An 11113-nucleotide genomic window follows, 5' to 3' on the forward strand; every position below is an offset into this window, starting at 1 on the left:
GCTGCGTCTGCATCCGTCGCTGGCCGCGCTGAGCTTCGAGCATGCGGCGCTGTCGATCTGGGCCGCGCACCAGCTCGACGAGCTGCCGGCCACCCTCGCGACCGACGGCGCCGAGGCGGCGCTGGTGCTGCGCGATGCCGGCGACGCGGTGCTGACGCTGGCCGTCGACCGGCCGACCGCCGCCTTCTGCGCCGCCCTGGCCGCCGGCCGGCCGCTGGGCGCCGCGGCGGCCGAGGCCGGTGCTGGCCTGGACCTGGCGGCGGCGCTGGCGCTGCTGCTGCGCCACGGCGCGCTGGTCGGCTGGGAGCCGGCGCTGGAGGCCGCATGACCCCCCGCGAAGCGGCCGAGGCCGCGCTGCAACTGCTGGCGCGGGTGGCGCTCGCCGGCCTGTTCTGGCGCTCGGGCCAGACCAAGGTGGAAGGTTTCGTGCTCGACCTGGCCGAGGGCCGCGTCGAGCTCGGCTGGCCGCGGCTGGCGCCGCAGGCCGTCGACCTGTTCCGCGACGAGTACCGGCTGCCGCTGCTGCCGCCCGAGGCGGCGGCGGTGCTCGCCGCCGGTGCCGAGCACCTGCTGCCGCTGCTGCTGCTGTTCGGCCTGGGCACTCGCGGCGCGGCGCTGGGGCTGCTGGTGATGACCGTGGTGATCCAGGTCTTCGTCTACCCCGGCGCCTGGCCGACGCACGGCATCTGGGCCGCGGCGCTGGGCGGGCTGCTGCTTCGCGGCGGCGGCCCCTGGTCGCTGGACGCCTGGCTCGTGCGGCGCGGGCCGGCCGCCGGCCGGGAGGTGCCGCGGTGAGCGCGTCCGACCTGATGCATCCGGGCTGGCCCGGCGCCGAGAATCGCGCCGTGCCGCCGCCCGCCGATCCGCCTGCCGATGCCGCCGCGCCGCCCGACGACGAGTTCGAGCGCCGCATCGCGCCGCCGTGGCGGCGCGCGCACGACGGCGACGAGGCCGCCTACCGTGAGGCGCTGACGCTGGCCGCGGCGCGGCTGCGGGCCTATCTGCGCCGGCGGCTGGCGGCGCGGCCCGACGAGGTCGAGGACCTGGTGCAGGACACGCTGCTGGCGCTGCACCTGCACCGCGGCACCTGGGACCCGACGTTGCCGGTCGCGGCCTGGATGCTGGCGATCGCGCGCCACAAGCTGATCGACCACCTGCGCCGTCACGGCCGGCGCGAGGCGCTGCACGAGCCGCTGGACGAGGTCGGAGACGAGTGGCTGGCGGCGCCGGACACCGAGGCCGGCACCGCGCGCGACCTGCAGCGGCTGCTGCGGGCGCTGCCGGCGGCGCAACGCTCGGCGATCGTGCTGACGCGGCTCGAGGGGCTGTCGGTGAACGAGGCGGCGCAGCGCACCGGCGCCAGCGAGTCGGCGATCAAGGTTCAGGTGCACCGCGGGCTCAAGCGGCTCGCGGCGCTGGTGAGGAGAACGGGATGAAGACCGAGCAGTGGATCGAGCTGCTGGCGAGCTCGGCCGGGCCGGCGCCGCGGGCGGTCGCGGCGCGGCGGCTGGCGGTGGCGCTGGGCGCCGGCCTGGTGGCCAGCGTCGCCGTCGCCGTGCTGGGGTTGGGCCTCGTGCCGGGCGCGATGTTCGCGACGCCGGCGCCCTGGTTCAAGCTGAGTTATGCCGCGGCGCTGGCCGCGGCGGCGGCCTGGCTGGCCGCGAAGCTGGGGCGGCCGCTGGCCACGGGCCTGCACACGCCGGCCATGGCGGTGGCGGCCGTGGTGGCGGCGGCGGGCATGGCGGGGCTGGTGAACTGGTTCGACACGCCGGTGGCAGCGCGCCTGCCGGCCTTGTTCGGCCACTCGTCGTGGTCGTGCCCGGCGGCGGTGCTGGGGCTGTCGTTGCCGGCGCTGGGCGCCGTGCTGTGGGCCTTGCGAGGGCTGGCGCCGACTCGGCCACGGGCCGCGGGCGCCGCAGCCGGCCTCGCGGCCGGGGCCGCGGGCGCGTTCGGCTACGCGCTGTCGTGCACCGAGGCGGCGATTTCGTTCTCGGCGCTGTGGTACACGCTGGGCATTGCGGCCAGCGCCGCGCTGGGTGCGCTGGTGGGCGCGCGCGCGCTGCGCTGGTGAGGCCGCCGCCGGGAGGCGGCGGCGTTCAGGCCGTCAGATGGCGCGGATGCGCGAGGCTTGCGGGCCCTTCTGGCCCTGCGTCACCTCGAACTCGACGCGCTGGTTCTCGGCCAGGGTCTTGAAGCCCGTGCCCTGGATTTCCTTGAAGTGGGCGAACAGGTCCTTGCCGCCGGCGTCCGGCGTGATGAAGCCGTAGCCCTTGCTCTCGTTGAACCACTTCACGGTTCCGGTTTCGGTCGTCATGTCTTCAGTCCTTTCGGTTGGTCAATGCAGACGGGGCGCGCTCAGCGACGCGACCCGTGATTCTGGGAAGGGGCCGGGGCCGGGGTCGTGCGCCGCTCGAGGTGGCGGAACGTGATGCGGCCCTTGCTGAGGTCGTAGGGCGAGAGTTCCAGCGACACGCTGTCTCCCGCGAGGATGCGGATGTGGTGCTTGCGCATCTTGCCGCCGGTGTAGGCCACGAGGCGGTGGCCGTTGTCCAGCGTCACGCGAAATCGCGAGTCCGGGAGGATCTCGTCGACCACGCCGCGCATCTCGATCAGTTCTTCCTTGGCCATGGGTGCTCCTGTTCCGTGTCGATGGCGGCGTTCCGGCCCTCGGTCCGGGCCACCCAGGCCAGGCCTTCGGTGGTCGCGTGGCGGGCGGCAGCGTCGCGTGTGGTGAATCGGGGCAGCAGTCGCAGCACGCGGTCATGCGTGGCGCGGCCGATGCCGCTTCGGATGGACACCGAAGCGGCAAAGCCGTCGGTGTCGTGGCGGGTCAGGGGCGACACGGTGTATCGCCCGACCTGGATCGGTGTGTGGATGAAGGTCCTTCGGTGGGGCGGGAGGTGCCGCCCCGGGTATTGCAGATGCCGCGCAAGGCGCGCGACGACGAACGATCGGGGGTGAGCTTGCAGGGGTGTTCGCTGCGTGCTCGGCGCGGTCCGCGGGGGACTCGGCGGCGGGAGGAGGATCAGGCCTCGGTCTCGGCGCAGCGTGTCGGCTTCGGGGAAGCAGGAACACGTTGGGGCGAGGCGCACCCGGCATTGTCGCATACCTGGGAACCGGGCGTGGCATCCATCGTCCACCGAGCTCCGGGGTGTGTGCGCCGGGCGCCACGGCAGGGCCGCGGCGTGACGCAGTTCACGGCGCTGCGCTGAAGCCGCCGCGCCCCGGGGCCGAAAACAGGCTTTACGGCGTGGAGTGCATGCGCCGGCCATGCCGCTGCCTCCGATGCCCGCCGATCCACCTGTCCACTCGAGCTACCGTGCCGGCGCTCTCGCCGCGGTGCGCGACGCCTACGTGGTGCTGCTGCCGATCACGCTGTTCGGTGTCGCGGCGACGCTGCTCGGCAACTTCCCGATCCCGGCCGGCCGCGCCTGGCTGGAGGCACGTTTCGGCCTGGGCTGGGCCGACGCGGCCGAGGCCGTGGTGCAGTCCACCTGGGGCGTGCTCGGCCTGGCGCTGGCGGTGACGATCGCGTCGATGGTGGCCCAGCGAGCCCCTCGAGGCACGTCGCGCGAGCCGCTGCCGCCGATCTGGGTCGCGATCGGGGCGATGGTGAACTTCACGCTCTGCGCCAGCGCCACCGGGCCGGTCACGCTGCAGTCCTTCGGAACGGGCTCGATGCTGACCGGCATCGTCGTCGGGCTGGCGACGCCCGCGCTGCTGCGTCCGCTGGCCGACTGGGCGCCGATGCGCCGCCTGGCGATCGGCTACGACAGCAACCCGGTCTTCTATCACGCGACCCGGCTGACGCTGCCGCTGGTGCTGCTGGGGCTGCTGTCCAAGGCCGTCGCCGAGCTGGTGTGGCGCCTGCCGCGCCCGGACGCCCAATGGCTGGCCGAGGCCGGCGCCCGGCTCGACGCCGAGTGGCTGCTGACGCCGCTGGCCGTCGCCGTCAACCAGTGCCTGTGGTTCTTCGGCGTGCACGGCGGCAAGGTGCTGGACGCTCACTTCGGCTTCCTGTTCACGCTGGCCGGCGAGCCGGCCGTGCCGGGCCGCGTTCCGCGTGTGCTGGTCGACAACTTCGTGCACCTGGGCGGCTCGGGGGCGACGCTGGGGCTGCTCGTCGCGCTGTTCATCGTGGCGCGCCACGGGCAGAACCGGCGCCTGGCGCAGCTGTCGTGGCTGCCGGCGCTGTTCAACGTCAACGAGCTGCTGCTGTTCGGGCTGCCGCTGGTGCTGAACCCGCGTTTCCTGCTGCCCTTCCTGCTCGGGCCGCTGGTGCTGGTGCTGCCGCCGCTGCTGGCGCTGCACCTGGGCTGGATCGAGCTGCTGCCGGTGCAGATCCCCTGGACGACACCGGTGCTGCTGTCGGGCTGGTGGCTGACCGGGTCCTGGGTCGGCGCCGCGCTGCAGGCGCTGGGGCTCGTGATCTCGACCGCGATCTACCTGCCCTTCGTGCGCCGCCACGAAGCCGAGCGCCGCGCCGAGCGCCTGAGCGCCTTCCAGCACGCCAGCGCGGTCATCGTCAGCGAGGCGCCGCGCAGCGACACGCCGCTGCGCCGCAGCGACCACGTCGGCGTCATCGCTCGCGGCCTGCTGCACGATCTGGAGCGTGCGATCGGCACGCCGGCGCTGGCGCTGGTCTACCAGCCGCAGCACCGGGCCGACGGCGCGGTGGTCGGCGTCGAGGCGCTGCTGCGCTGGCAGCACGCGGGCTATGGCGCGGTGCGCACCGACGTCGCGATCGCGCTGGCCGAACAGGGCGCGGTGATCACGCCGCTGGGCGCCTGGGTCATCGACCGGGCCTGCGCGTGCAAGGCGCAATGGAACACGCAGGGCCTGGGCGCGCTGACGATGTCGGTCAACGTCTCGCCGCTGCAGCTGTCGCAGCCGGGGCTGCACCTCGTCGTGGCGCAGGCGCTGCACCGCCACGGCCTGCGCCCCGACGAGCTGGAGCTGGAGATCACCGAGAGCCGCGGCATCCCGGTCGGCGAGGTTGCCGACGCCAACCTGGCGCGCCTGGACGCGCTCGGCGTCGGCCTGGCGATGGACGACTTCGGCATGGGGCACGCCTCGCTGCTGCACCTGCGGCGATTTCGGGTCGCGGCGATCAAGGTCGACGGCTCGCTGAGCCGCGACGTGATGACGCATCCGGTGAGTGCCGACATCATCCGCGCCATCGCGACGCTGGGGCATGCCGGCGGGGCCCGCGTCATCGCCGAGTTCGTCGAGACGCGCGAGCAGCGCGACCTGCTCGCGACCCTGGGCTGCAACGTGTTCCAGGGTTACCTCTACAGCCGAGCACTGCCGGCTTCCGAGTGCCTGGAGTACCTGCTGCAGGCCCGGGGGGCGGTCGCCGAGGCGGCCGCCGCCGAGCTCAGATGAACATGCCGCCCGAGGCCTCGATGCGCTGCCCGGTGACCCAGCCGGACTCGTCGGCCAGCAGCGCGGCGACCGCGCCGCCGATGTCCTCGGGCCGACCGACGCGTCCCAGTGCCGTCTGCGCCGCGACGTAGGCGTTGAGCCGGGTGTCGTTGCGCACCGCGCCGCCGCCGAAGTCGGTCTCGATCGCCCCCGGCGCCAGCGTGTTGACGCGGATGCCGCGTGCGCCCAGTTCCTTGGCGAGATAACGCGTCAGCACCTCGACCGCGCCCTTCATCGTCGCGTAGGCGGCGTAGCCGGGCAGGCTGAAACGTGTCAGCCCGCTGGAGACGTGCAGGATGCGCGCGCCGTCGGCCAGCAGCGGCAGCAGCGCCTGCGTCAGGAAGAACGGGCCCTTCAGGTGCACGTTCATCAGCGCGTCGAAGTCGGCTTGCGTTGTCTCGGCGAAGGCCGCGTGCACGCCGAAGCCGGCGTTGTGCACGACGGCGTCCAGCGCCGGCCGGCCGATGCCGTCGGCGAGCGCGCCGCGCAGCGCCTCGACGAAGGCCGGGATGGAGGCGACCGCGCCGGCGTCGAACTGCAGCGCCACCGCACGCCGGCCCAGCGCACGCACCTGCGCGGCCACCGCCTCGGCCTCGGCGGCGCGGCTGTGGAAGGTGAAGACCAGATCCCAGCCGGCTCGGGCCAGGTGCAGCACCGCGTCGCGGCCGAGGCCGCGGCTGCCGCCGGTGACGAGGGCGGTACGGGGGGTGGCGAGCGTGTTCATCGGATCGTCCTGTTTCGTGGAAGCGGCATGGCGCCGCGGTGCAGGCACTTTAGGAGTTCGGATTCGCTGGATAAACGTGGCTGATTCGGCAACACTGGTCGACGTTTTCGACCAATCAAGCCACCATGTCCCCCGAAGACCTGCGCATCGTGCTGCGTGTCGCCGAGCTCGGCAGCTTCACCGAGGCCGCCCAGCGCCTGGGCCTGCCACGTGCCACCGTGTCGACCGCGGTGCGGCGGCTGGAGGAGCGTCTGGGCGCGCGACTGCTGCAGCGCACGACGCGCCGCGTCAGCCTCACCGACGACGGCCGGCTGTTCGTCGAACGCTGCCAGGACGTGCTCGCGGACCTGGACGAGCTGCGCACGATGTTCCAGCAGCAGCCGCAGGCGCTGACCGGGCGGCTGCGTGTGGACATGCCGCTGGCGATGGCGCGTGCGCTGGTGCTGCCGCGGCTGCCCGAGTTCCTGGCGCTGCACCCGGGGCTCGCGGTCGAGATCGGCGCCGCCGACCGCCGCGTCGACCCGGTGCGCGAAGGCTACGACGCGGTGATCCGTGTCGGTGCCGTCGTCGCCGAGCAGCTCGTCGGCCGGCCGCTGGGTGCGTACACGATGGTCAACGTCGCCAGCCCGGGCTACGTCGCGCGCCACGGCGAGCCGCGCTCGGTCGAGGACCTGGCGGCGCACCGGCTGGTGCACTACCAGCCCAATCTGGGCGACCGGCCGGCGGGCTTCGAGTACCTGGCGGCCGACGGCTCGCTGCGCAGCGTGACGATGGCCGGTGTCGTCACCGTCAATGCGACCGACGCCTACCTCGCTGCCTGCGAGGCCGGGCTGGGCATCATCCAGATTCCCGAGGCCAGTGCACGCCCCGGCCTGGAAGCCGGGCGACTGGTGGCGCTCTTGCCGGCTTTCGTGCCGCCGCCGATGCCGGTGACGCTGCTGCTGCCGCACCGGCGCCACCTGCCGCGGCGCGTGCGCGCCTTCGCCGACTGGGTGGCGACGCTGTTTCCTGCACCGCGCTGACGCCGGCCGGCGGCACCGGGCCGCCGCCGGCAGCGACAATGCGGGCCGAGACGGCACGACATGCCGTCCAGATCGAGGGGTGGGGAATGCAAGCCGGGGGAAGAAGGACGCCCGGCGGGATGCCGCGACCCGGGGTCGTGGCGCTCGCGATGGCGCTCGCGCTGGGCCTGGGCGTCGTCGCGGCGTCTGCCGAGCCGCGCCTGCCGCCTGAAGGCCGTGTCGGCCCCGAGGAGCGTGTGCTCGACGAGCTGCTGCGCGCCGACATCGCCCGTGCGCCCGCGCTGCGCATCGAGCGCATCGACGCCTTGCGCGCCGACCCGCGCTGGGCTGCGCCACCATGGCAGGCGCTGCTGGCCGTCGAACGCTGCGCCGCGTCGCAGGGCGCGAGCCCGGAGCTGCTCGCCACGCTGGAGACGCGCGCCGGCGACAGCGCCGATCCCCACCTGCAGGTCGCCCTGCTGAAATGCCGCCAGTGGGCCGCCGACCACGCCGGCAACCCGAGCGACAACTACCGCTACGCGCGCCAGGCCTGGGGCCTGATCGACCGCCTCCGGCTGCCGACGCTGGCCTTCCGCGTCGCCCGCGACTACGCCGACGAAGCCACCTACGCCGGCGCCGTCGACGACGGCCTGACGGCGATCGGCCGTGCGCTGGAGATCGCGCGCCTGGCCGGCGACGCGCCGCGCGAGGCCGACGCGCTGACGACGCTGGCCATGATCCAGGGAGAACTCGGCCAGCACGCCGACGCGCTGCGCAACAGCGACCGCGCGCTGCAGCTCGACCCCGAGATCTCGCGCAGCGACGACAAGCTGCTCGCGCGCAGCGCGCTGCAGATCGGTGCCGGCCAGTACGACGCCGCCCGGGCGACGCTGCTGCGGGCGCTCGAGCTGGCCGAGCGCGAGGGCGACGCGGAGACGCGGCTGGCGGTGCGCATCAACCTCGCCGACGTCTACTACCGCACCCGCCGCGTGCAGCAGACGCTGGACCTCACCGCCGAGCTCGTCGTCGAGGCCGACCGCATGGGCATCGAGTACCTGAAGGCCTACGCCTGGATCGGGCGCGGCTTCGCGCTCGCGGCGGCGGGCCAGATGCAGGCCGGGACCGAGGCCTTCGACCGCGGCCGCGTCTGGTTCGAGCGCGGCGGCCAGGTCGGCGAGGTCGCGCGGGCGCTGCGCGACTGGGCGGCCATGATGGCCCGCGCCGGGCGCTGGGAGCAGGCCTACCAGGCCTCCGAGCGGGCCGCCGAGCTGCGCGAGCGCACCCAGCGCGAGGCGCGCGAGAAGAACGCCAGCTTCCTGGCCGCGGTGCTGGAGAGCAGCCGCAAGGACCTGGACATCGAGCGCCTGCGCCACCAGAGCCAGACCGCCGAGCTGCAGCTCGAGGCCGAACGCCTGCACCGGCGCACGACGATCGCCGTGGCCGCCGCGGTGCTGCTGTCGACGGCCTCGCTGCTGTTCGTGCATCTGCGCACCCGCCGCGTGAACCACCAACTGCGCGACGCCAACGCCGCGCTCGACTACGAGAGCACGCACGACCCGCTGACCGGCGCCTACAACCGCCGCCACTTCGAGCGTTTCTTCGCCCAGCGCCTGGCGCGCGGCGGCGGCCGCGTGCTGCTGGTGCTGCTGGACATCGACCACTTCAAGGCCATCAACGACCGCCACGGCCATGCCTGCGGCGACCGCGCGCTGCGCGAGACCAGCCGCCGCCTGGCCGACTGCGTGCGCAGCGACGACTGCATCGTGCGCTGGGGTGGCGAGGAGTTCCTGCTCTTCATCGACGACCCCGACGATGCCGAGGCCGAACGCGGCTTCGTGCTGCGCCTGCTCGATGCCGTCGGCGCGCGGCCCATCGAGCTGGACACGGCCCGCCGGCAGGTGACGGCCTCGATCGGCTTCGCGTCGATCGAGCTCGTGCCCGACTTCGACCTGGACGCCGCGCTGGCCGACATCGACTCGATGCTCTACCGCGCCAAGACCGGCGGCCGCCACCGCGCGGTGGGCCGGCTGCACGGCGGCGACGAGCCGGTCGTGCTGCTGCCGACGCCGCCGACGCCGGTGGCCGGGGCCGTGCCGGCCTGACGCTCAGGCGCTGGCGCGTGTCGCCGGCACCATGCCCGACAGCGTCGGCATCGCCGCGCGCATCGCGGCGATGAAGGCGCGCAGCCGCGCCGGCTGCAGCCGCGCCGGCGGGTGCAGCAGGACCACCGGCAGCGGGGCCGCGCGCCAGTCGGGCGCCAGATGCACCAGCCGGCCGGCGGCCAGGTCTTCGGCCACCAGCCACGACGAGATGATCGCCGCGCCGGCGCCGCCGCGGGCCGCTTCGCGCAGCGCGTACAGGCTGTCGGTCGTCAGCCGGGGCTGGATCGCCAGGCGCCGCCATTCGCTGCTGCGGCGGTCCTGCAGTTCGATCTCGTCGCGGTAGAAGCTGCCGGCGGCCAGCCAGGGCAGGGCGGCCAGCGCCTCGGGTTCGGCCGGCGGCGGGCCGTCGCCCCAGAGGCCCGGCGCGGCGACGACGAGGCGCGGCACCTCGGCCAGCCGCACCGCCACCAGCCCCGGCTCGTCGACCGCGCCGACGCGGATCGCGCAGTCCACGCCCTGGCCGATGAAGTCGGGCAGGCGGTCGTGCAGCAGCCACTCGACCGAGACCTCGGGGTGGCGGCGCAGGAAATCCAGCAGCGGCACGACCAGCTGCTGCTGGCCGAAGGCGTGCGGCACGACGACACGCAGCCGGCCGCGCGGGACGTCCTGCACGCCGCGCAGGTCGGCCTCGGCGGCGTCCCAGCGTTCGAGCAGCGAACGCGCGTGTTCGTAGCAGCGCTGGCCGTCTTCGGTCGGCGCCATCGAATGCGTCGAGCGCTGCAGCAGGGTCAGGCCCAGCGAACGTTCCAGCTGCTGCAGGCGGCGGCTGATCGTCGGCTGCGTCGTGCCCAGCGCGACGGCGGCCGCCGACAGGCTGCCGGCGTCGACGATGCGCACGAAGGTCTGCAGCAGTTCCAGGCGGTCGGCGCCGGCAAACGGTTTGGTCATGCGCGTAGCGTATGACAGATGTGAGTCCTGCGCTACTACAACGCCTGGCGATGCGCTGGAAGAATTTCAGCCATCGAGTCCCCCGCTGGAGTCCACGATGTCCGCTGTTCCCGCTCCCGCCCCGCTGTCGCCGCTGTCCACCGCCTCGCGCCCCGCCTCGCGCCCCGCCTCGCCGCCGGTCGTGCTGATGGCCGCCGGCGCCGGTTTCGCCGTCGCCTCGATCTACTACGCCCAGCCGCTGCTGGCCGCGCTCGGTGCCGAGCTCGGCGCCGGCGCTGCCGGCGTCGGCCTGGTGCCGACGCTGACCCAGTTCGGCTACGCCGCCGGCCTGCTGCTGCTGGCGCCGCTGGGCGACCGCAGCGACCGGCGCACGCTGATCACCGCCAAGGCCGCACTGCTGACGCTGGCGCTGCTGGCCGCGGGCCTGGCGGCCGGGCTGCCGGCGCTGCTGGCGGCCAGCCTGGTCATCGGCCTGGCGGCGACGATGGCCCAGGACCTGGTGCCCGCCGCCGCCGCGCTGTCGGCGCCTGAACGGCGCGGCGCCACCGTCGGCAGCGTGATGACCGGCCTGCTGCTCGGCATCCTGCTGTCGCGTGTCGCCAGCGGCCTGCTGGCGGCGGCGTGGGGCTGGCGCAGCGTGTTCTTCGCCGCCGCCGCGGCGGTCGCGGCGATCGGCCTGGCGGTCTGGCGCGGCCTGCCGCACATCGCGCCGACGACGCGCCTGGGCTACGGCGCGCTGCTGGCGTCGATGGTCTCGCTGTGGCGGCGCCACGCGGCGCTGCGCCGCGCGGCCGCCGTGCAGGCGCTGCTGTCGGTGGCTTTCAGCGCCTTCTGGTCGACGCTGGCGCTGGCGCTGCAGGCCCGCCACGGCCTGGGCGCGGCCGCGGCCGGGGCCTTCGGCCTTGCAGGGGCCG

12 protein-coding genes and 1 pseudogene are annotated in these 11113 nt (G+C 74.4%); 8 read left to right on the plus strand and 5 right to left on the minus strand.

Going from position 1 to position 11113, the window contains the following annotated elements; genetic code table 11:
* The 4 genes and pseudogenes from RBXJA2T_RS20395 to RBXJA2T_RS12865 all read left to right on the plus strand — a co-directional run.
* Positions 1-328, plus strand: a pseudogene (locus tag RBXJA2T_RS20395) (DNA-binding domain-containing protein); the annotation flags it as partial.
* Positions 325-795 (plus strand): DoxX family membrane protein, encoded by a 471-nt coding sequence (locus RBXJA2T_RS12855; RefSeq protein ID WP_009857819.1) that lies wholly within the window; start codon positions 325-327, stop codon positions 793-795. The pseudogene RBXJA2T_RS20395 and the gene RBXJA2T_RS12855, both read left to right, overlap by 4 nt.
* Positions 792-1436 (plus strand): sigma-70 family RNA polymerase sigma factor, encoded by a 645-nt coding sequence (locus RBXJA2T_RS12860; protein WP_009857820.1) that lies wholly within the window; start codon positions 792-794, stop codon positions 1434-1436. The genes RBXJA2T_RS12855 and RBXJA2T_RS12860 overlap by 4 nt, the downstream gene beginning before the upstream one ends.
* Positions 1433-2071: an NrsF family protein gene (locus RBXJA2T_RS12865; protein ID WP_009857821.1), complete on the plus strand. Its 639-nt coding sequence runs from the start codon at positions 1433-1435 to the stop codon at positions 2069-2071. Before RBXJA2T_RS12860 ends, RBXJA2T_RS12865 begins: the two co-directional genes overlap by 4 nt.
* A 33-nt stretch (positions 2072-2104) precedes the next feature.
* On the opposite strand, the gene cspE is transcribed toward RBXJA2T_RS12865, so the two are convergent.
* Genes cspE through RBXJA2T_RS19830 form a run of 3 tightly spaced genes read right to left on the minus strand, consistent with a single transcriptional unit; the run spans position 2105 to position 2843 of the window.
* On the minus strand, positions 2105-2314 hold the full coding sequence (gene cspE, locus RBXJA2T_RS12870; RefSeq protein ID WP_009857822.1) for a transcription antiterminator/RNA stability regulator CspE: 210 nt from the start codon (positions 2312-2314) through the stop codon (positions 2105-2107).
* Between the two features lie 41 nt (positions 2315-2355).
* Entirely contained in the window at positions 2356-2628 is a 273-nt protein-coding gene (gene infA, locus RBXJA2T_RS12875) for a translation initiation factor IF-1 (protein ID WP_009857823.1), read from the minus strand.
* Positions 2610-2843 (minus strand): hypothetical protein, encoded by a 234-nt coding sequence (locus RBXJA2T_RS19830; RefSeq protein WP_206026815.1) that lies wholly within the window; start codon positions 2841-2843, stop codon positions 2610-2612. Before RBXJA2T_RS19830 ends, infA begins: the two co-directional genes overlap by 19 nt.
* Positions 2844-3270: 427 nt before the next feature.
* Here RBXJA2T_RS19830 and RBXJA2T_RS12880 point away from each other — a divergent pair, with 427 nt between their 5' ends.
* Entirely contained in the window at positions 3271-5385 is a 2115-nt protein-coding gene (locus RBXJA2T_RS12880; protein ID WP_009857824.1) for an EAL domain-containing protein, read from the plus strand.
* On the opposite strand, the gene RBXJA2T_RS12885 is transcribed toward RBXJA2T_RS12880, so the two are convergent.
* The gene (locus RBXJA2T_RS12885) at positions 5378-6148 is read right to left on the minus strand and encodes an SDR family NAD(P)-dependent oxidoreductase (RefSeq protein ID WP_009857825.1); all 771 of its coding nucleotides are present in this window, start codon (positions 6146-6148) and stop codon (positions 5378-5380) included. The genes RBXJA2T_RS12880 and RBXJA2T_RS12885 overlap by 8 nt on opposite strands.
* A 125-nt stretch (positions 6149-6273) precedes the next feature.
* Here RBXJA2T_RS12885 and RBXJA2T_RS12890 point away from each other — a divergent pair, with 125 nt between their 5' ends.
* Both RBXJA2T_RS12890 and RBXJA2T_RS12895 read left to right on the plus strand, forming a co-directional pair.
* Positions 6274-7170 (plus strand): LysR family transcriptional regulator, encoded by an 897-nt coding sequence (locus RBXJA2T_RS12890; RefSeq protein ID WP_009857826.1) that lies wholly within the window; start codon positions 6274-6276, stop codon positions 7168-7170.
* Positions 7171-7289: 119 nt separating this feature from the next.
* Complete coding sequence (locus RBXJA2T_RS12895) at positions 7290-9251, plus strand: tetratricopeptide repeat-containing diguanylate cyclase (protein ID WP_009857827.1); 1962 nt, start codon at positions 7290-7292, stop codon at positions 9249-9251.
* 3 nt (positions 9252-9254) lie between these two features.
* Here the strand turns inward: RBXJA2T_RS12895 and RBXJA2T_RS12900 are convergent, their stop codons facing one another.
* Positions 9255-10199, minus strand: a complete 945-nt coding sequence (locus tag RBXJA2T_RS12900) for a LysR family transcriptional regulator (RefSeq protein ID WP_009857828.1) — start codon at positions 10197-10199, stop codon at positions 9255-9257.
* A gap of 97 nt (positions 10200-10296) precedes the next feature.
* On the opposite strand from RBXJA2T_RS12900, the gene RBXJA2T_RS12905 reads away from it, so the two are divergent.
* The coding region (locus RBXJA2T_RS12905; protein ID WP_009857829.1) for an MFS transporter at positions 10297-11113 on the plus strand (817 nt) is incomplete at its 3' end.

It is taken from the genome of Rubrivivax benzoatilyticus JA2 = ATCC BAA-35 (genome assembly GCF_000190375.1).
Lineage (GTDB): Bacteria > Pseudomonadota > Gammaproteobacteria > Burkholderiales > Burkholderiaceae_C > Rubrivivax > Rubrivivax benzoatilyticus.

Excerpts from the sequence above, each read along its gene's own strand:
- RBXJA2T_RS12855 (WP_009857819.1), top strand. The coding sequence starts at position 325 with ATGACCCCCCGCGAAGCGGCCGAGGCCGCGCTGCAACTGCTGGCGCGG.
- RBXJA2T_RS12865 (WP_009857821.1), top strand. The coding sequence starts at position 1,433 with ATGAAGACCGAGCAGTGGATCGAGCTGCTGGCGAGCTCGGCCGGGCCG.
- cspE (WP_009857822.1), bottom strand. The coding sequence starts at position 2,314 with ATGACGACCGAAACCGGAACCGTGAAGTGGTTCAACGAGAGCAAGGGC.
- infA (WP_009857823.1), bottom strand. The coding sequence starts at position 2,628 with ATGGCCAAGGAAGAACTGATCGAGATGCGCGGCGTGGTCGACGAGATC.
- RBXJA2T_RS12880 (WP_009857824.1), top strand. The coding sequence starts at position 3,271 with ATGCCGCTGCCTCCGATGCCCGCCGATCCACCTGTCCACTCGAGCTAC.
- RBXJA2T_RS12885 (WP_009857825.1), bottom strand. The coding sequence starts at position 6,148 with ATGAACACGCTCGCCACCCCCCGTACCGCCCTCGTCACCGGCGGCAGC.
- RBXJA2T_RS12890 (WP_009857826.1), top strand. The coding sequence starts at position 6,274 with ATGTCCCCCGAAGACCTGCGCATCGTGCTGCGTGTCGCCGAGCTCGGC.
- RBXJA2T_RS12895 (WP_009857827.1), top strand. The coding sequence starts at position 7,290 with ATGCCGCGACCCGGGGTCGTGGCGCTCGCGATGGCGCTCGCGCTGGGC.
- RBXJA2T_RS12900 (WP_009857828.1), bottom strand. The coding sequence starts at position 10,199 with ATGACCAAACCGTTTGCCGGCGCCGACCGCCTGGAACTGCTGCAGACC.